Source organism: Sphingobium sp. HDIP04 (assembly GCF_000445085.1).
Lineage (GTDB): Bacteria > Pseudomonadota > Alphaproteobacteria > Sphingomonadales > Sphingomonadaceae > Sphingobium > Sphingobium indicum.
The window spans coordinates 1-21,408 of record NZ_ATDO01000024.1; the positions used below are offsets into that span (position 1 = coordinate 1).

At 65.7% G+C, this 21,408-nt stretch carries 15 protein-coding genes; 10 read left to right on the forward strand and 5 right to left on the reverse strand.

Going from position 1 to position 21,408, the window contains the following annotated elements; translation table 11 throughout:
• Positions 1-215: 215 nt before the first annotated feature.
• Complete coding sequence (gene adh / locus L286_RS25840; protein WP_025161142.1) at positions 216-1,736, reverse strand: aldehyde dehydrogenase; 1,521 nt, start codon at positions 1,734-1,736, stop codon at positions 216-218.
• Between the two features lie 203 nt (positions 1,737-1,939).
• On the opposite strand from adh, the gene L286_RS25845 reads away from it, so the two are divergent.
• Together L286_RS25845 and L286_RS25850 are read left to right on the forward strand one after the other, a co-directional pair.
• Positions 1,940-3,121, forward strand: a complete 1,182-nt coding sequence (locus tag L286_RS25845) for a thiolase family protein (protein ID WP_020819640.1) — start codon at positions 1,940-1,942, stop codon at positions 3,119-3,121.
• Positions 3,121-3,567 carry a PaaI family thioesterase gene (locus L286_RS25850; protein ID WP_007684506.1) on the forward strand — a complete coding sequence of 149 codons (447 nt, stop codon included), beginning with the start codon at positions 3,121-3,123 and terminating at the stop codon, positions 3,565-3,567. The genes L286_RS25845 and L286_RS25850 overlap by 1 nt, the downstream gene beginning before the upstream one ends.
• A gap of 39 nt (positions 3,568-3,606) precedes the next feature.
• Here L286_RS25850 and L286_RS25855 read toward each other — a convergent pair whose 3' ends face one another.
• Positions 3,607-4,275: a TetR/AcrR family transcriptional regulator gene (locus L286_RS25855; RefSeq protein WP_007684504.1), complete on the reverse strand. Its 669-nt coding sequence runs from the start codon at positions 4,273-4,275 to the stop codon at positions 3,607-3,609.
• Between the two features lie 355 nt (positions 4,276-4,630).
• Between L286_RS25855 and L286_RS25860 the strand changes: the two genes are divergently transcribed.
• From L286_RS25860 to L286_RS25875, 4 genes are all read left to right on the forward strand, one after another.
• Positions 4,631-6,211: a glycoside hydrolase family 16 protein gene (locus tag L286_RS25860; protein ID WP_020819638.1), complete on the forward strand. Its 1,581-nt coding sequence runs from the start codon at positions 4,631-4,633 to the stop codon at positions 6,209-6,211.
• Between the two features lie 330 nt (positions 6,212-6,541).
• Positions 6,542-7,738 carry an AAA family ATPase gene (locus L286_RS25865; protein ID WP_013054122.1) on the forward strand — a complete coding sequence of 399 codons (1,197 nt, stop codon included), beginning with the start codon at positions 6,542-6,544 and terminating at the stop codon, positions 7,736-7,738.
• Positions 7,739-7,800: 62 nt separating this feature from the next.
• Positions 7,801-8,892 carry a ParB/RepB/Spo0J family partition protein gene (locus L286_RS25870; protein ID WP_021222927.1) on the forward strand — a complete coding sequence of 364 codons (1,092 nt, stop codon included), beginning with the start codon at positions 7,801-7,803 and terminating at the stop codon, positions 8,890-8,892.
• 316 nt (positions 8,893-9,208) lie between these two features.
• The gene (locus L286_RS25875) at positions 9,209-10,411 is read left to right on the forward strand and encodes a replication initiator protein A (protein ID WP_020819636.1); all 1,203 of its coding nucleotides are present in this window, start codon (positions 9,209-9,211) and stop codon (positions 10,409-10,411) included.
• Between the two features lie 719 nt (positions 10,412-11,130).
• Here L286_RS25875 and L286_RS25880 read toward each other — a convergent pair.
• From L286_RS25880 to L286_RS25890, 3 genes are all read right to left on the reverse strand, one after another.
• Positions 11,131-12,060: a hypothetical protein gene (locus tag L286_RS25880; RefSeq protein ID WP_020819635.1), complete on the reverse strand. Its 930-nt coding sequence runs from the start codon at positions 12,058-12,060 to the stop codon at positions 11,131-11,133.
• Positions 12,061-13,391: 1,331 nt separating this feature from the next.
• A complete protein-coding gene (locus tag L286_RS25885; protein WP_020819634.1) occupies positions 13,392-14,261 on the reverse strand; it encodes a MucR family transcriptional regulator in 870 nt (289 codons plus the stop codon).
• A 753-nt stretch (positions 14,262-15,014) separates the two neighbouring features.
• Positions 15,015-15,290, reverse strand: a complete 276-nt coding sequence (locus tag L286_RS25890) for an HU family DNA-binding protein (RefSeq protein WP_007684484.1) — start codon at positions 15,288-15,290, stop codon at positions 15,015-15,017.
• 458 nt (positions 15,291-15,748) lie between these two features.
• On the opposite strand from L286_RS25890, the gene L286_RS25900 reads away from it, so the two are divergent.
• The 4 genes from L286_RS25900 (at position 15,749) to L286_RS0124070 (ending at position 21,319) form a co-directional block, all read left to right on the forward strand.
• On the forward strand, positions 15,749-17,419 hold the full coding sequence (locus tag L286_RS25900) for a ShlB/FhaC/HecB family hemolysin secretion/activation protein (protein WP_031286335.1): 1,671 nt from the start codon (positions 15,749-15,751) through the stop codon (positions 17,417-17,419).
• Between the two features lie 48 nt (positions 17,420-17,467).
• Entirely contained in the window at positions 17,468-18,028 is a 561-nt protein-coding gene (locus L286_RS25905) for a 2OG-Fe(II) oxygenase (protein WP_020819631.1), read from the forward strand.
• Positions 18,029-18,436: 408 nt separating this feature from the next.
• Positions 18,437-19,909 (forward strand): hypothetical protein, encoded by a 1,473-nt coding sequence (locus tag L286_RS49145; protein ID WP_031286334.1) that lies wholly within the window; start codon positions 18,437-18,439, stop codon positions 19,907-19,909.
• Between the two features lie 192 nt (positions 19,910-20,101).
• Positions 20,102-21,319: an autotransporter outer membrane beta-barrel domain-containing protein gene (locus L286_RS0124070; RefSeq protein WP_025160847.1), complete on the forward strand. Its 1,218-nt coding sequence runs from the start codon at positions 20,102-20,104 to the stop codon at positions 21,317-21,319.
• Positions 21,320-21,408 lie beyond the last annotated feature (89 nt).

The following is a 21,408-nucleotide window of genomic DNA, read 5'->3' on the forward strand; positions in this document are numbered from 1 at the left end:
GCGGGAGGGGCTAGGGGTGGGCGCGACCCCGGACTTGATCCGGGGGAGCTTCCAGCTTAGCCATTGCAGAATGGCGCTGAGGTTGCGCCCGCCCACCCCCCGGCCCCCTCCCTCAAGCGAGAAGGAAAACAGAAAAAGGCGGACGCCCGGGAGAGGCGCCCGCCCGAACCGAAGGCGTGAAGGGGGAACGACCCGCCTCCGGCATGACGACCGCCTCAGAAGAAGCCCAGCGCCTTGGTCGAATAGCTGACCAGCAGGTTCTTCGTCTGCTGATAATGGTCCAGCATCATCTTGTGCGTCTCGCGCCCGATGCCCGACTGCTTGTATCCGCCAAAGGCCGCATGGGCCGGATAGGCGTGGTAGCAATTGGTCCAGACGCGCCCGGCCTGGATGGCGCGGCCCATGCGATAGGCGGTGTTGCCGTTGCGGCTCCACACCCCCGCGCCCAGGCCATAGAGCGTATCGTTGGCGATGTGCAGCGCCTCCGCCTCGTCCTTGAAGGTCGTGACCGACAGCACGGGGCCGAAAATCTCCTCCTGGAAGATGCGCATTTTGTTATGCCCTTCCAGCACGGTCGGCGTCACATAATAGCCCTGCTCCAGCTCGCCGCCCAGATGCGCCCGCGTGCCGCCGGTCAGCACCTTCGCGCCCTCGCCCTTGCCGATGTCGATGTAGGAAAGAATCTTCTCCAACTGGTCGTTCGACGCCTGCGCCCCGATCATCGTCGCGGGGTCGAGCGGGCTGCCCTGCACGATCTTCTGGACGCGGGCGACGGCGCGCTCGATGAACTTCTCGTAGATGCTCTCCTGCACCAGCGCCCGGCTGGGGCAGGTGCAGACTTCGCCTTGATTGAGCGCGAACATCGCAAAGCCCTCCAGGCACTTGTCGAAATAATCGTCGTCCGCGTCCATCACGTCGGCAAAGAAGATGTTGGGCGACTTGCCCCCCAGCTCCAGCGTCACCGGAATGAGGTTCTCCGACGCATATTGCATGATGAGGCGCCCGGTGGTGGTTTCCCCGGTGAAGGCGATCTTCGAAATCCGCTTGTTGGTGGCGAGCGGCTTGCCCGCCTCCACGCCAAAGCCGTTGACGACGTTCAGCACGCCTTCGGGGATCAGGTCGCCGACCAGGTCCATCAGCACCATGATCGACATCGGCGTCTGCTCGGCGGGCTTGAGCACCACGCAATTGCCCGCCGCCAGCGCCGGGGCCAGCTTCCACGCCGCCATCAGGATCGGGAAGTTCCAGGGGATGATCTGGCCGACGACGCCCAGCGGCTCGTGGAAATGATAGGCGACCGTGTCATGGTCGATCTCCGCGATGGACCCTTCCTGCGACCGGACGCAGGCCGCGAAATAGCGGAAATGGTCGATGGCGAGCGGAATGTCGGCGGCGGTCGTCTCGCGGATCGGCTTGCCGTTGTCGATGGTCTCCGCCATGGCGAGCAGGTCCAGATTATCCTCCATCCGCTGGGCGATGCGGTTGAGGATATTGGCCCGCTCCGTCGCGGAACGATGGCCCCAGCCTTCCTTCGCCCTGTGCGCGGCGTCCAGCGCCAGCTCGATGTCCTCGGCGGTCGATCGCGCCACCTTGCACACGCTCTGCCCCGTCACGGGCGACAGATTGTCGAAATATTCGCCCCGGACCGGCGCCACCCACTGGCCGCCGATGAAATTCTCGTATTTCTCGCGGATCAGCGTTTTTCCCGCGAACCGCGCCATTGCCTGCTGTAACATCATCCTCTCCCGGACTCGTCTGAAGGTTGAGGGACAGGATGAACCTTTCGGACGAAGGAACAATTAGACCTTGGGTCGGCCGATCCGCCCAGGGGATCGGCGCCCCCCCTTGAAAAGCGGCGCGGCGATCCCGATCAATGGCATGATCATCATCATGTCATGGCCCGGTCCGGCGGCGCGGACGACAGCAGAAGGAAGCCAGAATGACCACGGAAATCATCCTCGCCCATCCCGTGCGCACCCCGATCGGCAGCTATAACGGCGCGCTGAAGGACGTGCCCGCCGCCGAACTGGGCGCCGTCGCCATCCGCGAAACCGTGCGCCGCGCCGGCCTCCCGGCGGAGGTCGTGGGGGCCGTCACCATGGGCAATGTGATCCAGGCGGGCAACGGCATGAACCCGGCGCGCCAGGCGGCGATCCATGCCGGGCTGCCCGTCTCGGTCCCGGCCCTCACCGTCAACCGGGTCTGCGGATCGGGCGCGCAGGCCATCGTGAGCGCCGCGCAGGAGGTGCAGCTTGGCCTGCACGACGTCGCCGTCGCCGGCGGCATGGAGAATATGGACCGCGCCCCTTATCTGATGACCGGCGGCCGCTGGGGCTATCGCATGGGGGACGCGGCGATCATCGATTCCATGCTGCGCGACGGGTTGAACGACGCCTTTTCCGGCCGGCATTCGGGCTGGCATACGGAGGATCTGGTCACCCGCTCCCAGATCTCGCGGGATGCGCAGGACCGCTGGGCCGAACGGTCGCAGAGCCGCTTCGCGCAGGCTCAGGCGGAAGGGCGCTTCGACGCGGAGATCGCCCCCGTCATCGTGCAGGGCCGCAAGGGCGAGACCAGCTTCGCCCGCGACGAGGCGCCCCGCGCCGACACGACGCTGGAGGGCCTCGCCCGGCTGAAGCCCGCCTTCCGCCCGGACGGCACGATCACCGCCGGCAATGCCCCCGGCCTCAACAGCGGCGCGTCCGCCATGCTGGTCGCCAGCCGCGCCTGGGCGGAGGCGAACGGGGTCGAACCCGCCGCGCGGATCGTCGCCCATGCGGTCGCGGCGATGGAGCCGGGCCTGTTCGGCCTGGCGCCCGTCCCCGCCGTGGTCAAGGCGGTCGAACGGGCGGGCTGGACGCTGCCGGACGTGGAGCGGTTCGAGATCAACGAGGCGTTCGCCGCCGTGCCGCTGGCGATCATCCAGGAACTTGGCCTGCCGGAGGACATCGTCAATGTGGAGGGCGGCGCCATCGCCCATGGCCACGCCATCGGCGCCACCGGCGCGGTGCTGACCACGCGGCTGCTGCATTCGATGAAGCGCGACGGCGTTCGCCGGGGCATCGTCACGCTGTGCATCGGCGGCGGACAGGGCATAGCGCTCGCGCTGGAAACGCTGTAATGGCCGCGCGGCTGCAGGGGCGGGGCATGAGCGGCCTCGACATGATCAGCGCGGTGGCGCGGGGCGACCTGCCCTATCCTCCCATGGCCGAGACGATACCGTTCCGGCTTCTTCCGCCGGAGATCGGCCGCATCGAACTGATGGCGACGCCGGAGGAGCGCTTCCTCAATCCCGGCGGCATCGTCCATGGCGGCTGGGTGATGACGGTTCTCGATTCCGCCATGGGCCTGGCGGCAGTGACCATGCTGGAGGAGGGCGGCTTCGCCCCGACCCATGAAACCAGCGTCAAGTTCCTGAAGCCGATCCACGCCGACATCGGCCCCCTGCGGGTGATCGGCACCGTGATCTCGCGGGGCCGCTCCCTCATCGCCATGGAGGGGCGGATCATCGGTCCGGGCGAGCGCATCTTCGCGCACGGCACGTCCACCTGCGTCGTGCCGCGCTGAACGCGGGGGCGGCGCGGGCGGCCGGCTCCGCCTTCCGGTTCAGGCGGCCGCCTCGGCCCTTTCGGCCGGCTTCGCCCCGGCCCGGCTCGCGGAGCGGCTGCGCAGGGGGATGCGGGTGTCCACGTCCGCGACGCCAAGCCGCTCCTTCACGGATTTCCGCGCCTTCTGGAGGATCTTCTCCGCCGCCTTGGGATCGGTCGTCATCCGCGCCATGACCAGCGCGCCCAGCGCTTCGGAGAAGGCCGCGTTCGCCGCCTCCGCCGGATCGCCGATCCCCGCCCGCTCCAGCAGCCGGGTCAGTCCGTCGACCAGCCCGCGCATGCCCCTGCTCAGCCGCCCCCGGCCATCTTCGGACAGGTGCCCCAGTTCGCTGCTGAGCGAAGGGATGGGGCAGCCCGTCTCGGGATGGCCGCGATGGGCCATGGACAGGTAGCCGTCGAAGAATTTGGCGATCGCCGCGCGCGGGTCGCCGACATCCAGCAGGCCCAGAAACTCCTCATAGCGTTCATGGAACATATGCTCGACCGCATGGGCGACCAGATCGTCCTTGGACGCGAAATGGGCATAGAAGCCGCCGACCGTCAGCCCGGCCGCCGACATCACATTGGCGACCGCGACCCTGTCGATGCCCTGGCAACGGATCGCGCGCGAAGCCTCCTTCAGGATGCGCTCCCGCGTGCGCGCCTTATGTTCGCTGGGGTATCTCATGCATCGTTCCACAACTGACCGGATCGCAACCGCCTGCGGCAGGAACGGCACGGCACTGCCGGGGGGCTGCTTGCGACCAAGATAATATTATGCCCGTCAGGTTCAAGCATTTTGATCCGGAAGGGCGCGCCGATCCGGCCCCGATCCCGCCACGCGGGGGCGGCGGAACCCGGTCGGCGGGGGCCGCCATGCCGCCGCCCTTTTCATGGCCATGAAAATCCATTATATTCAATGCTGTAGCGAACGAATCCGCACCAACCATCTTGTGAACCCGCAACGGCGCCGGGGCAATCCGCCGTGCGGGAAGGAGGTTCAACACAGGCGGCACAGGGCCGCTCAACAACGGGGTCGTACCATGCGCATTTTCTCTTTCCGCCCGCTTGCGGGCGCGTTGTTCGCGTGCCTGCTCATTTTCTGCATGAGCGAATGGGGCCTGTCCCTCACCGCCGACACGGAAAAGATCTCCGCGCCCGCGGCGGAAGACCGGCCGGGCATCGCCCCCATCCTCGCCAGGGGCTTTTTCGGCCGGACGGACGGCCCGTCGCCGCGGATCGACTTCTCCCGCCCCTCGCCCAGCCCCTGGACCACGGCGCTCGGCAGCAGCAATCCCGCCGCCCTCTTTCCCACCGCCCCGGCCGCCGCGCCGACCGGCGGACCGGCCTGGGGCGCCGCCGGGAAGATGGCGACGGCCAGCACCATGGCATCCCTTTCCGCCACCACCCTTTCCGCCGCCGGGCAGGCCGCCGATTTCGCCAATTTCGACTTCGCCGGCGGCACCCGCTATCCCGAACTGGCGACGGCCTCGGTCGGCCCGGCCTTCTACCGCCCCGGATCGACCGTCGCCCATGTGCCGATCTCGCTCGACCGGCCGACGCCCAACACCGTCATCGCCCGCGTCATGACGGAGGATGGCCCCGGCCTGGTCCGGGGCGTCGCGGGCGTCAATTATCAGAGCATCTACAAATCGGTGATCTTCCGCCCCGGCGACCCGCTGACCAAGACGGTCTCCGTCCCGATCCTGCTCGGCGTGCCGCAGGCCGACTTCATCGTCCGCTTCGTCGAAGCCCCCTGGGGCGGCAGGATGGGCACCGACCGCGCCTTCGTCCAATGCGATTTCCAGCAGGAACCGACGGCGGAACAGGTGGCGGGCCGCGAACCGCGCATCTTCCAGCCCACGGGGACGCTCCAGTGGAAGATGAGCCGGGAGACGCTCAAATGGTCGGACGCCGGCCATGACAAGGCCTGGTCGACCAAGCTGCCCAACGGCCGTTCGCAACCGGGCAATCAGGAAACCGGCATCTATCTCGACGGCTGGGTCTATCGCGACTATGGCATAGAGGCGCCGCTCCGCTACACCGACGAGGGGCTGGTCATGCACACGCAGAAGCTGAGGCAGCCCATAGCCTGGGACGGCGTCCCCTATGATTATGGCGCGGTCGTGCTCAGCGGCCACAACACCCGCCCGGTCCAGATCGGCTACGGCCAATATGAATTCACCGCCAAAATGCCCAACCGGCGCGGTTCCTGGCCCGCCTTCTGGCTGATCTCCACCGCCGGATGGCCGCCGGAAATCGACATCTACGAAGGCTTCGGCTTCGAAAGCTGGTGGGATTTCGACCGCTACACCGCCAACACGCTGCACGGCGGCGCCAACATCACCCGCACCTTCCAGCAGGGCGTGTTCATGAACACGGACGAGATCTACGGCATAGGCGGCTTCACGACGGGCTTCCACAGCTTCGCCGTCGACATCCAGCCCGACTATATCACCTGGTTCATCGACGGGAAGGAAACCTATCAGGCGGTCAACCCCTTCGCGGGCTTCCGCTGGTACCCGATCATGAACGTCGCGGTGAAGACCACCAGCGACTATGCGGACGGCACCGGCGACATGATCGTCAAGGATGTGCGCATCTATTCCGACGGCGGCCAATAAGCCGCCCCATCCCATTCCTCCCCATGCTTGCATGGGGAGGGGGACCATGCGAAGCATGGTGGAGGGGAAGTGCGCAGGTCATGCCCCTTTCCCCTCCACCACCGCTTTCAGCGGCGGTCCCCCTCCCCATCTCTCGATAGGGAGGATGAGGAAGCCCCGTCCATCATCCCGGCAATATGGTCGCCGACAGCCCGCCGCTTACCCGGCAAAACGACTTTCGGGCGAAGCCTCCTGCGCCCTCCGCATCCCAACTCCCCTTCATTTGCCAATTTGAACAATTTATGCCAATACTGTCCCAAACATGCTTCAACTTTGCGCATGAGGGCTGGAATGAACGCAGTGGTTACCCAGATCGGCGATCTGGCGGAAGCCGGCGAAAAGATGGTCGAACGCCTGCGGCGCAAGGCTTTCCTGCCGGATAGCCGCAAGGAACTCAACATCCGCTTCGGCATAGCGGAGGCCGCGCAACTGCTCGGCTGCTCCACGAATCGCATTCGCATGGCGGAGGAGGACGGGCGTCTTCCCCCCGCCCCGCCGACCGAAAACGGCCGCCGCCCCGGCTACAAGGTCGAGGAACTGCTGAACATGCGGCAGGTGCTGGGCGCCTCGCCCGAACGCGCCCCGCTGGACATCCCCGCCATCATCGCGGTGCAGAATTTCAAGGGCGGCGTCGGCAAGTCGACCGTTACCACCCATCTCGCCCATTATTTCGCGGTGCAGGGCTATCGCGTCCTCGTCGTCGACTGCGACAGCCAGGCCACCACCACCACCCTGTTCGGCTTCAACCCCCATTTCAACATCCAGCGGGAAGAGACGCTCTACCCCTATCTTTCCATCGATCCGACCCAGGTCGACCTGCTCTACGCGGTCAAGCATACCGCCTGGCCCAATGTCGACCTCATCCCCTCCAATCTCGAACTGTTCGACGTGGAATATGAGCTGGCGGCGGCGGGCAGCGACGGCGGCTCCGTCCTCGCGGCGCGCTTCCGCAAGCTGAAGCAGGGCCTCATGGACCTCGCCCGCCATTATGACGTGGTGCTGCTCGACCCGCCCCCGGCGCTGGGCACGATCAGCCTCGCGGTGATGCAGGCGGCCAATGCGCTGCTGGTGCCGCTGGCCGCGACCACGCCGGATTTCTGCTCGACCGTCCAGTTCCTTTCGATGATGGACCAGGTGATCGGCCAGTTGCAGCAGGCGGGGATAGAGGTGGACTATCAGTTCGTCCGCCTGCTCTGCTCCAAATTCGACAGCAACGACCCCAGCCATTCGATGGTCCGCGCCATCATGGAGCAGAGCTTCGGCCCCGCCCTCCTCCCCATCCCGATCCTCGACAGCGCGGAGATCAGCCATGCGGCGCTGCGCATGATGACCGTCTATGAACTGGAAAAGCCGATCGGCACGCCGCGCACCCACAAGCGCTGCCGCGCCAATCTGGACGAGGCCATGGGCCAGATCGAGGCGCTGGTGCGTCAGGGCTGGGGCCGCGTCGCCCCGGCGCGGGAAGAGGACATCGTCAATGCGGCATGAATGGCTCTGTCCGCATGTTCCCTATATGTTCCCGTTGTCCGAAGTGATCGAGGGGGAATGTCATGGCGCGTAAGCAATCCGACTATCTGGCCGCCCTGCTCTCCGACGAGCCGGAAGCGGCGGCGCCCCCGGCCGTGGAGCGGGAAGATGCCCAAGCGCCGGCGCCGTCCCCCTCCCCTGCCCCCGCCCCACCCCGGCAGGACCGGGCGCGCGGCACCACTCTGCTCGGCCGCGAAACCGCCCTCGCCCGCCTCGCTTCGGGCGAGGTGCGGCAGGTCACGCAATTGCTGCTCGATCCGGCCAGGGTCCGCATCTGGACCGGCAATGCCCGCCATTACGCCCATCTCAATGAGGAAAATTGCCGCGAACTGATCGACTCGATCATCGCGGAGGGCGGGCAGAAGGTTCCCGCCGTGGTCCGCCGCATAGAAGGCGACCCGGACCATGATTATGAGGTCATTGCGGGCACCCGCCGTCACTGGTCGATCAGCTGGCTGCGCGCCAACAGCTATTCCGACATGATGTTCGTGGCGCAGGTCGCCCAGCTCGACGACGAGGCCGCCTTCCGCCTCGCCGACCTCGAAAACCGGGCGCGCAAGGACGTGTCGGACCTGGAACGGGCGCGCAACTATGCCGATGCGCTCAAGGCCCATTATGGCAGCCACCTGACGCGCATGGCCGAACGGCTGAAACTCTCCAAGGGCTGGCTCAGCAAGATGATCAAGGTCGCGGGCATCGAGGACGCGGTGATCGACGCCTTCGCCTCCCCCGCCGACGTGCAGTTGAAGCCCGCTTACGCGCTGGCCCAGTCGCTCGACGACCCGAAGGGCGCACCCGCCATCCGGGCCGAGGCGAGCCGCCTCGCCTCCGAACAGCGCGCCCTGCGGACGGCGGGGGCCGCGCCCATAGCGGCGGCGGACGTGCTGAAACGCCTGCTCGACGCCCCCCGCGCTGCCCGGTCCGCCCCCAGGGAGGAACCCTTCACCTGGACCACCCGCTATGGCCGCCCTGCGCTCACGGTGCAGTCGGTCAACCGCCAGGGCATCACCATCCGCCTCCACGCCGGGTCGGGCGCGGACATGGAAACCCTCGCCACGGCGCTGCGCGACACGCTCGAACATCTCGAACGGCAGGGCATGGGGCTGCAACGCTGATGACAGGGAGGGGGCGCAGCATGGGAAAGGAACGGCCGGCCCCGACCGCGCCATTCCCCCTGCCCCGCGTTTCCCCGGGGAAACGACACCCCTTCCCCCGCGCCGACGCACGAAAAACATCCCTCCCGTTTCCCCGGGGAAACACCCGCACCCCCTCGCCCCTGCACCCCCCACCAGGCCCCATCCCGGCCCATCCCGCCCGCCGATTCCAAACCCTCGCTCACTCGCCGAGACGTTCATGGAATAGCCCCCACGACGCCCCGCTCTCCTCCGCCGCAACACGTCCCAGGCTGCCGCTCATCTCCAGGATCCACCCATGACCCGCGCCGCCCGGACGCAGATCAACGACCAGTTCGAACTCTTCCTCCCCTATATCGCGGACATGCCGCTCCGCGACCAGCGCGAGATGATGGAACGCCCCTTCTTCAGCCTCGCCAAGACCAAGCGCGTCAAGCCGATCGACTACACCTCCCCCGACGGCAAGGCCTGGGTCCATGTCTCGGCCAATCCCGATTATGGCATGGCCACCATCTGGGACGCCGACATCCTCATCTATTGCGCCTCGGTGCTGGCCGACATGGCCCGCCGCGGCCTCAACGACGTGCCGCGCAAGCTGCACCTCATGCCCTATGACCTGCTGCGCGCCATCCACCGCCCGACCACCGGCCGCGCCTATGAACTGCTCGGCCAGTCGCTCGACCGGCTCGTCTCCACCACGATCAAGACCAATATCCGCGCTGAAAACCGCCGCGAAGCGACCTTCAGTTGGCTGGACGGCTGGACCCAGCTGGTCGACGAACGCACCGAACGCTCCCGCGGCATGACCATCGAACTCAGCAACTGGTTCTATGAAGGCGTGCTGATGCAGGGCGGCGTGCTCAGCATCGACCGCGCTTATTTCGACTTGACCGGCGGCCGCGAACGCTGGCTCTACAAGGTGGCGCGCAAACATGCCGGCGGGGCAGGGGAGGGGGGTTTCGCCATCTCCATGCCCACCCTGTTCGAAAAATCAGGGGCCGAGGGCGCCTATCGCCGCTTCAAGTTCGAGATCGCCAGGATCGCCGAACGCGATCCGCTGCCCGGCTATACGGTCGAGCTGGAACAGCCCGAAGGCAAGCGCGAACCCTCGCTCCGCATGCGCCGCCGACCCCAATCCGATCCGCTTCCCCTGACGACGACTTCACGGCGGGCGGCCGCGCCCCCGCAGTCGGCCGCCGCCGCTACCCACAACAACAGCGCAGTCCGCCACCCTCCGGCCGATGCCGACATGCTGGTCGACGCCGGCGGCATGATCCGCAGAACCCTGGCCGGCATGTCCGCCAAAGCCAGCGCCGGCGAGATCACCGACGCGACCATGGCGACCCTGCGCGCCGAATATCCCGGCTGGGACTATCAGACGCTCCATCAGGAATTCCGCGACTGGCTCGACGCCGATCCCGCACGCACGCCGGTCAACTATCAAAAGGCGTTCATCGGCTTCGTCCGCCGCTTCCATGAGAAGAACCGGCACCGTCTCTAGGCTGTATCGACATTCAGCCCTGACGGCCTGCAAATGGTTGAAGCGAGTCACGTGCCTCGCTTCAATCTCCGTGCTTCCGGTGCTCACCTACTTTGAGTAGGCTGCGCGCCGGGTCACGAAAAATCACCATTTTCGGCTCGCCATCTTCTGAATGTCGATACAGCCTAGAGCGCAGCCCGCTTAGATTGCGATTGCAGCGGATCACGCTCTGATTTCCCTTGTCTCCGCATTTTCCGATGCCGGACGAGAAAAATGTCTCATATCCGCCGCTCGATGTCAGACCCACCGTCCCTCTGCCTTGCCCCATGGCTAGAGCGTTCCCGAAGTGTCGGGTGGTACGGATATGGCGGACCCCGCTGTCGCGCACGACAGTTCAATGCACCCGACCCGCCGCCGAATTTGAACGTCCTTCCCGACACCCCCGCCCAATATGATTCAATCCGCCAAGCGCCACTCACCGCAAATGGCGAGCCTCGACATTCCGGGAACGGTCTTCGCCTCTTCAGGAACGCTTCCCCGACATTTCGGGAACGCCAGCGTCGACATTACAGGAACGGACAATCGACCTTATGGGAACGCGGCGCAAAGGCCGACTCGTGCGATTCCGGCGATTCGGGCCGAAACTCTCAGCCGCTAACTCTTTAACTTTCCTAGAAACCTTATAACAGCAGCACGATGTTTTCTGGAAAATGAAGCAGGATGGACAAAGGCTCCATTTCCTAACGCCCTCCCGTCAGCCTCTCCACCTGCGCAACCAGCTTCGTCGCGCCTTGGTGCGAAATGCCCAGCAAACGGGCGACCGCCATCTTGCCAAGCCCGGGATAGGCCAGTTCAAGCCGCATGAGCAGCGGGGCCTTGCTTCGTCGCGTCACTCGCAATTCCTTCGGCAACCGTGCCAGCTTCGCCTCCAGCCGGTCCAGTTCGATCAATCCCTGCCCGGCCTGCCGGGCGATCATGGCCGCAATCGCTTCCGCCAATGAACCAGCATCGTCCGGCAGGAAGCGCGGCAGCCCCACCAGCGAGGGCAAGCGGCGCAGGCTGAGGCCCGCCGCCAGCAGCGCGCCTGGAAGATGGCAGGCGAGCACCCAGCCCATATCGAACCGCCGCGGATCGATGCGCCATTGCCGCCCGTCCGCCGTCGTCACCAGATGACCCTCGGTAACGGGCGCGTCGAGACTCCCTCTGGCATCTATCAGCCGCTGCGCGATCCCCAGCAAGGTGCCGGCAGGGTAGGGGGCCTCCAGCAGCATCTGGGCCATCCGCCATGACGGGCCGAAGCGGACCAGATCCTCGGGTGCCCACAGTCCAGCCTCCTTCCTGTCATCGAGCAGCGTGCGGGAGATATTGAGGGTCGCCCGCGCGATCGGATCCCGATCGTCGCTTGCCGACAGGGCAAAATGGAAGAGGGCGGCGACGGAGAGCGGATCGTTGAGACCCTCGCTATGGCGCGGCGGCGGCGTCCGCCCGCAAATCCAGTTCTGAAGCTCCGTAACCGACACCGGCACCCCGGCAAAGCCTGACAGCATGGAGGCGCCCTTCAGCCTTGCCCTGGCCAGCCAGATGTCGGCCGCCGGGCTGTTGCAGAGCCGCCCGTCCAGCCGCCCCAGGACAAGCAGGGCATGATCCGGCGAGGCTGAAAAATCGTGCATTCCCCGGTCATAGCGCAAGATGGACTACAACCAAATAATATGGTTGGTTGTACATGCTGGGATGGCGGTGGATAGATGGCGCCTCCTGCTTGAGGCGACCCTTCAGGCCATAGCTATATGCCATAGCAAGGCGATGCCCGCCAGCATCATTCGACATCCTCTCGCGCGATGGGATGAAACGCGTTGCGCGACGACCGCGCTTATTTTGCAGGTGGCGTTGGCCTGCCGAGGGAAGAGGGAGTCCTTTACCACCTGGCAAAAGGGAACAGAACGGGAAATGCGCCTATTTCGCCCTCGGAGGCTCGTCAGGCGCCGCGGAGGGGTCCAGTATAGGTTGGCCCGTCAGCGGGGCGAATTTCTTTCCTGTGAGCTTCCCAGCCTGCCTGAATTTTGGGCAATGGCCGCTGGCGTAGCTTTGAACGCTGGATCGAGCGCCAGGGAAGATGAAGCCTGGCAATGGGAAAAAGCGCCAAGCGGCGGATAATTGCGAGACAGGATGGCATTGGCCTCAAGGCTGTGCATCACTGTCGAAGATCGGGTTGATATATTGAAGCCTAGGCAGCGTGGACAAATTCAAGACTTGCCGGACTGAGTGATTTGGGTGGATTGCGGACCTTCCCCTATTCGTCACCCCTCTCCCTATTCGTCACCCCGGACTTGATCCGGGGTCCCGCTGCCTTGGACGAGGCGCGGCACTCAGAAGGAAAGCGGGACCCCGGGTCAAGCCCGGGGTGACGGGAAACTAATGACCGCAATTGGCCATTTCACGACATTTTCGAATTTGTCCACGCTGCCTAGTCATGAAGCGGATCAGATTAAATTCTAAAAGCCGTAAATCTTCATCCATAAATGGTCCCGAAGATAGGCTGGCGAGCAGCGAAAAATCCGTCAGAGACGTATAACAAAACCCGTCACCCATCAGCACGCTGGGACAATGTCCTGAATGAGCCATTGATTTTCAATTGACGGTGAAGGGTTCTCGGAAAAACCGAAACATGCCGTCGCAAGTTCTCAGGAAGGCGATGGGTCAATCCCGACAAAGAAAATAGATTAGCTGAACAGTCCTTTTATCCTCCGGGATTTGCCTTGCTCCCGCCATCATTTTTTCGGCAACCGGATTCTTGCGGCATAATCCGAAAGATGAACCTGACCCGATTGGCGGGCCATGGCCGAATATCTATCCAATTGACATCAAGGAAAACGCCCGACCAACATTTGCGCTGGCCGGAGCGTGATCCCGATCGGCAACCGGACTGTCCGGCCCGGAAATGCGGCGTCAAAAGGCGGACGTGCTTTCATTCATCATGAAAGCACGTCCGCCAATCTGACGATCAGGCCTTTTCAGCTACCGTCGCCTTGCTGGATTTGGCGGCAGGCTTTTTCTTGGGAGCGGGCTTGGCGGGCGCCTTGGCAGCCGGGGCGGGCTTGTTGCCTGCCGCCGCCTTTTCGGCAGGCTTGGCGGCAGGAGCGGCGTCTTTCTTCGGCGCGGGTGCAGACGGCGTTGCTATGGAGAGGCGCTTGCGCGATGTGGCAGGCTTTGCGGCCGGCGCCTTTGCGGCGGACGCTTTGGCGACGGCCGGCTTGGCCTCCACGGGCTTTGCCGCGGGCGACTTCGCTTCCGCGGGCTTGGCTGCCGGGGCCTTGGTTGCCGCAGTCTTGGGAGCGGGCGTCTTCGCCACGGCCGGCTTGGCAGGCGCCGCCTTTGCGAGCGCTGCCTTGGGAGCAGCTGCGGGCTTCGCAGCCGCCGGCGCGGCGACAGCGGGAGCAGGAGCCGCTTCGGCCGGCTTCTTGACGCTCACCGGCTTTTTGCCCAGGCCGAGCTTCGTGGCGACTGCACGCCGCGCTTCCGAATAGTTGGGCGCGACCAGCGGATAGGATTTCGGCAGCCCATAGCGTTCGCGATATTCATTGGGGGTCAGGCCATGGCTGGCAAGGTGGCGCTTCAGCGTCTTGTACGGCCTGCCGTCAATCATGCTGAGAATATGCTCCGGCGAAGACAGGCTTTTGCGAACCGACACCGCCGGCGTATAAGTCGGCGCCGCCGCATCTTCGGGCTTTGCGGCAAGATCATCAGTCAAGGCCAGGCGGGTGGTCCGAATGAGATCGGCAAGACCTTCGCTCGCGACATTATTGTTGGAGACAAAGGCACTCACCAGCTGAACAGTGAGCGTCGTGATGTCAGGCTGGTTGTTTTCAGACATTGGCCCCGCTTCCCATCTTCGATTAATAGAGAGGACCTTTTGAGCGGTTTTGCGTGAAATGTAAATCCGAAACAACTTGACAGCCCGGTCGCATGCTGTCGAACAGGAACAAACAAGCGCATTTTGTTTCGGGATGGCACAGCTTTATCGTGCGCTTCCGTGCCATGTAGCAGACCATCTTCGTCCATGGTCCGTCAGTTACATTGCGCAAGCATCACGCTCCATACAGCAAAGCCGGAATATTGATCTATATTCGTGCCGTGCCTACCAGTGTTCGGCCAGCGCAAGGCAATATTTGTCCGCCGCGAAACCTGTTTCCGGTGGACCAAAAAAAAGGCCGGTCTTTCGACCGGCCCAATGAGTTAGGAGAGGATGCCTGAAAGGCACTCGCCAATTGGCGCGGCGGGCGTGCAATGGCAAATGCGAAACGCGGCGATGTGATTGCGTTTCACGCAATCCATCCGGCCGGTTTCATCCGGCAGCACAGCGGGAAGAACGGAAAAGGGCTTCCCGACATCCCGGCAGAACACTCCATAACGATCGGTCTAAACCGCGCAAAGATCGCGGACCTGCATCAGATGGGGAGGGGGAGGGCAGGCATCGATCCTGCCAATATGGCGCACCCCGCCCGTTCGGCTGGGGCGCGCCATTCGATCAAGGGAGGGGTGCCGTCCCGTTCATCCGGGCCGATCCTTCCGATCATGTGTCGGCGGAGATTGGGACGGCGGCCAGGTGCGGCCGCCGGGGCCATTTTCAGCCGTTCAACTGGTCCTTCACGGCCTTGGCCGGGGTGAAGGTCAGCTTCTTCGAAGCGGCGATCTGGATCACGGCGCCGGTCGAGGGGTTGCGGCCTTCGCGAGCAGGCTGGTCCTTGACCTTGAACTTGCCAAATCCGTTCAGCGACACTTCCTCGCCCTTTGCGGCAGCGCCGGCGATGGCGGAAAAGACGCCGTCGACATATTTGCGCGCATCGGCCTTGGTCAGGCCATGATCGGCGGCCAATGCTTCGGCGAGTTCAGTATTGTTCATGGTGATCTCCCTTTCGTGGACGGATGGTCTTAACCTGTCTCTTCGTGCTCAACCAGCCCCTTTGCGACCGGCGAACAGCGAAAATCGGCAGCAAAATCGCTTTATTGGCGCTTTGGGACGCCGAAATCATGCCCGACCGGGAGCCTTTGGGGGCATTTCCGCTCCGCCGCGACTCTGATCTCCCCGGCGCGGGGAGGCGTTCGGGCCGGCGCAAGGGCCGGGCGGGCGTCCGTTCCGCCAAAATGGTCGCAATTGTCGAGCGCCAGGCGATGCCGGCCTGGGCGGATCGGCCAAGGCGGGGCTTCGGCACTGCGCGGATATTTTACAAAGGCTTGCAGATATAACCGATCCGGTCCCGGTTGCAGATGAAGGTCGGGTCGTTTTGGCCCATCCTTCTGCGCAGCGGCCCATTGGCGGCCGGGATGGCGTGGGGCAGGTGGCGGCGGATCATGGCGGGGATGGGGTGGCGCAGGGGCGCGGCATGGGCTGTTGCAACGGGTCTGGGACTGATGCTGGCGGTCCCGGCGGCCGCGCAGGACGCAGCGCCCGGCCAGCAGAGCGCGGCCCCGATCATCGATCGCGACCGTACCGACCGCCTCGAGCCGCGGATCGCGCCGCCGCCCGTCGCCGCGCCGCGCCCTGCGCCGTCGGTCCAGGTCGCGCCTGCGGCCTCCTCCGCAGGCCAGACCTTGCTGACGCGGCTGCGCTATAGCGGAACGACGCTGCCCACGGGCCAGCTTGATGCCGCCGCCTCGCCCTATATCGGACGTCCGCTGACGGGCGAGACGCTCCAGGCCATCGCCAATGCGATCAGCGCGACCTATGCGCGGAGCGACATCGCCTTCTATTCCGTCTCCATCCCGCCCCAGGTGCCGAGCGGTGGCGTGCTGACCATCCGTCTGGTCGAGGGGCGGGTGACGGATTATCGCCTTGCGGGCATGTCGCCCAGCATGCCCGCCGGGCTGATCGCCGCGCATATGCGCCGGCTGATGCGGGACGCGCCGCTGCGCAAGAGCAGCCTGGAACGGACATTGGCGTTGTTGCGCGACATTCCGGGACAGACGGTCGATGCCCGCCTGCGGCAGTCGGGCGCGCCGGGCGACCTGCTGATCGACCTCATCGTCAAGCGCAAGCAGGTGCAGATCGGCCTGACGATCGACAATAGCGGGGTCAGCAATGTCGTGCAGGGCGTGCAGGCGCAGATGTCGGTCACGGTCAACGGCCTCGTCCGCGAAGGCGACAGCACGCGCATCGCCGGCTACCTGCCCTTCAATCCCGACCGCTATCAATATTATTCGCTCAGCCACGCCACCCCCATCGGCAGCAACGGCCTGACCCTGGCCGCGCAGGCCGCCCATGTCGAGACCCGTTCGCGCGACAGCAGGACGACGGGTGAGGCGACATTGGCCGGCCTGACGCTCAGCTATCCCGTGCTACGGTCGACAAAGTCCCAACTGTCCGTCACGGCGTCCCTCGACGGCATCGACAGCGACAATTATTTCCTCGACATCCGTTTCGGCGATTATCGGTCGCGGGCGCTGCGCCTGGGCGCTTCCTGGTCCCGCGCCGACGCCCGGGACGGCTATGCGATTTCCACGGTCGTCAGCCAGGGGATCGACGCCCTGGGCGCCAGGCCCTTTGCCGGCTTTTCCGAAACCGGCTTCACCAAGGTCAATGCCCAGGCCGTCGCGGTGAAGGGGATCAGCGGCAAGCTCAGCCTCAGGACGTCGATCAAGGGCCAATATTCGAAGGACGATCTTCCGGTGACGGAGCGCTTTCCGCTGGGCGGCCGGGGCGCCGGCATGGCCTTCCGCACCGGAACGTTGACGGCGGAACAGGCCGTTGCCGGCAGCGCGGAACTTTCGTGGTCGCTGCCGGCCCGATCGCCCTTGCTGAAGGCGAGCGCGCTGTTCGTCGCGCTTGACGGGGCGCTGGCGCATGGCACGGCGCGGCCCGCCTACCGCCTTGTGGCGCGGGACTACAGCCTTGCATCGGCCGGGGGCGGAGTGCGACTGGGCCTTGGCCCCAAATGGCGGGTCAGCGCTGAGGTGGCCGTGCCGGTCAAGCGGCCCGACCCGAGCCATAGCCGAAAGGCGCGATTCTTCTTCGGGGTAGGGCGGGCATTTTGATCCGTCCTTTTGCGGATACGCAAAAACAAAGAAGCGGGAAGCAAGACAATGAACAATGTGTGGGAGGTATGGCCCGCGGCCCTGACCGGGACGGAATGCGACGCCATCGTCAAGCGCGCGGCGCTTTATCAGCCGGAAAGCGCGACCGTCGGCTTCGCGCAGGCAGTGCGCAGCGATCATGCCTATCGATCGTCCACCATAAGCTGGCTGGATGTCCATCGCGACAAGGACATTGTCGACCGGCTGATGCAGTTCGTCCATTCTTCCAACCGCACCAATTTCGGGATCGACATCGCCGGCCCCTTTGAGTTGCAATATACCGAATATCACGGCCGCGCGCAGGGCAAATATGACTGGCATCAGGATGTGTGGCTGGAATCCTCCCGTCCCTTCGATCGCAAGCTGTCGGTCGTGGTGCAACTGTCCGACCCGGATGAATATGAGGGCGGCGCCTTCGAATTTTTCGGCCTTCAGCAACCGGGCGTGAATTTCGCGTCGCGGGGCAGCATGCTGATCTTCCCCTCCTTCCTCCAGCATCGCGTACTGCCGGTGACCAAGGGCGTCCGCCGCAGCCTGGTGAGCTGGATCGAAGGGCCCAGATGGCGGTGAGCCGCACCTGACGGCACGATCCTCCATCCTCACCCTTGGCAAGGAACCGCGCCGATGGGGCGCGGGCAGGATGGATGCGTGCCGATCGCAGCGGCGACCGATGCCTTCGATCGCGAAAATGAGCCATATCGGAAGAATCCCGCCAAGGGCGACTTGCGCGGCCCTGGCCCGGCTTTGCGGACAAGCAAGTGTCGGGAAGCCAGGTAAAGCCGGTTGTTACCGGGATTGCCTTATCTCTTGCGCGACTTTGCGCGGGCCGCGACATGCTTTTGCGTGTCGAATTATGACGAAGATGGGTGAAGTAAACCGTTCTGACCAGACTGGTTTCTTCTTGACGCGGCGATAAGCACTGCCCGGCTTAACGTGCTCCCGTTGCGATCTGCTCGCAGGAAAACAGGGAGTCTTGCAATGCCACTTCATGGATCGGTCCAGTCGGGACGGCGCTATCTGCTGTGCGCCACGGCGATACCTCTTCTTTTGCTCAGCGCCTGCGCCGACGGCGTGGGTTTCGACATAGGGGCAGGCGGCGGCCAGTCTCCTTCCGGTCCCAGCGGCCCGACAGGTCCGACAAGTCCCACTGGCCCGACCAGCCCGACCGGACCGTCCGGTCCCACTGGCCCAAGCGGCCCCACGGGTCCGGGTGGCCCGGCCGGTTCCACCAGCCCCACTGGCCCAGCGGGTCCGACCGGCCCCTCCGGTCCTACGGGTCCAAGCGGCCCGACCGGCCCAGGCGGTCCCACCGGACCCGCTGGCCCGACAGGCCCCGGCGGACCCACCGGCCCGGGCGGTCCGACTGGTCCCACCGGCCCGGCCGGCCCCACCAGCGGCGGATCGATCATCGGGGCGTCCATCGGCAATCAGCCGCTGGTCGGACCCACGGGGCCCGGATCGCTGATTGGCGTCAACGTCCTGCCGGGCGACACACCGGCGACCGGCAGCGTGGCCACCGTCGATCTGCTGACGGGCGACGGCACCGTCGCGCAGGTCGCCCTGCCGACCACGCCCCAGGGCGTGCAGCAGGGGCTGGCGCCGGTGGGCACGCTCGCCGGCAGCCTGCTCGGCGCCCCGGCCGGGGAGGCCGTGACCCAGCTTACCGACGGTCTCTCCCCCGCGGTGGCGGCCGTCACCTCGACGGTCGGCCAGCTCGCCGCGCCGCTGCTGGACACGGTCAACGGAGCGCTCTCGCCCGTCACGGATCCGCTGGTGGGCGGCAATGGCGTCCTCGCCCCCGTGACGGGGCTGGTCGAAAATGCGGTGGGCGGCCTGACCGGCGCCTTGGGCGGCATAGGGGGCGATCCTTCCGCCGCTTTGGGCGGGCCGCTGATCGGCGCGAATGTCGGCGGCAATGTCCTGACCGGCGCCTCGACTTCGGGCACGCTGGTCGGGGTCAATCTGCTGTCGTCGGATGGCGGCGCGGTTGCCGGACAGTTGGCGACGGTCGATGTCCTGACGCAGGGCAATCTGGTCGACGTCACCGTGCCGACGACCGCCGCCGGCGTGGAGGCGGGATTGCAGCCGGTAGGCAATCTGGCCGGCGGCCTGCTGGGACCGCAGGCCGAAACGACTGTCAACCAGGTGGTCAGCGCCGTCGCCCCTGTGGTGGCGACCGTCACCAGCACGGTCGACAGCGTGGCCGCGCCCCTGCTCGACACCGTCAACAGCCTCGCCCCCACGCTGCCGGGAGGAGAGAGCGGTTCCCCGCTCGCGCCCGTGACTGGCCTGGTCGACGGCTTGCTGGGAGGAGGGGAGGGGGCCACCGGCAATGTCCTGGCCCCCGTGACCGGCCTGTTGAACGGCGGGCTGGCCCCGGCGACCGGATCGGGTTCCGCCACGGCTCCTGTGACCGGCCTGCTGGGCGGGCTGCTGGGGGGCGGCAACTGACGCGGCGTGGCGGTCCGCCATGGTCCTCATGCATGACGGGCCGCCTGCCACGATGCTCTCCCCCATATAGCCCCCGGGGGTAGGGCGGGGGCGAGGAGGCAGTGGGCGCACTGCCTCCTCAAACCGATCCCCAACGCCGGCCGCTGGCCTTTGCGTTCACGCAAAAATCTTCATCATAAGGGGAATATCATCTTGCCGAACCGCCTTTTTCCGATCCGCCGCCTGATTGAGGGCGCAGCGGCCTTGCTGCTCCTCAATGCCCAGCCCGCCATGGCCGGTCCCTACGCGCCCTATGCCGTGACGCCGGGCGAAACCGTGGTGGGAACGATGCTGGACGCGGCGGGGCGCGCGCCCGACGTAGACCGCGCGGCCATGCTCGCGTCGATCGACGCCCTGCCGACGGCCGCGGCGCGGGCCGATGCGCTGGGCCAGCTCTCGCCGCGCAGCTATTCCCTGCTGCCCCGCCTGTCGATCCAGTCGATGGACGCCGCCGACCGGGAGATTCGCTCCTGGCTGGCCGAGCGGCGCAGCATCGCCATCGATGCGCCGGCCGATGTTCCGGCCAGCGGCGACCGCACCATCACCATGATGCTGAGCGGAGGAATAAAGCAGGCGAGCTATAAGGCCCGCGTCGACCGCCCTGAAGCGGAGTCCGACAGCCGGTCGCTGCGCTTCGCCATGGATGTGAAGCCCGTGCCAGGCCTGATCGTCGGCGCGACCCTGGGCATCGACGGCATCGACGCCCGGCTCGACCCGGCGCGGCGCCCTCGCATCAGCCAGTTCAACAGCCAGATCGGCTCCTATGCCAGCTATGGTGACGGCCGCTTCTATGTCGACGCGACGGCGGCCTATACGCTCTCCGAATATAAGCTGCGGCGCCAAATCGGCTGGGCGGGCTTCGCCGGGCGGATGGTGGCGCCCGTCGACGGCGAGGGTTGGGCCGCCTCCGGCGAGGCGGGCGCGATGCTGCGCGCAGGCCCGGTTCGGATGCAGCCCTTCGCCGGCCTGCATTATCGCTATGCCGACGTCAGCGGCTTTGTCGAAAATGGCGGACCCGCCGCGCTGGAGGTCGCCGCCTTCCGCACCAAGTCGCTTCGCGGCGCGTTGGGCGCGCGCCTGTCCGCCAATGTGGCGCAAGGCGGCTGGACCCTTCGCCCGTCGGTCGAGGCGCAATGGCAGCGCGAGTTGCGCAGCCGCCCCGACAGCCGGATCGAAGCGCGCTTCGCCACCCGCGACTTGCCCATCTTTACGCTGCGTCCCACCCGGCTGGCGCGTGACGCGGGCCTGGTGAATGCCGGGATCAGCGCGACTTGGAACAACCGCACCACGTTCCGCCTGGGCTATGCGGGCGAGTTCAGTTCCGACCGCCATGTTCATGCGGCGGCGCTCACGGTCGGACGGCGTTTCTAGGCAAAAGGGATTGCTCCGAAACGAACCGGATTTCGCGCCGCAATCATACTTGTCCCGCTATTGCGTGAGCCTGCTCACGCAAAGGAAGT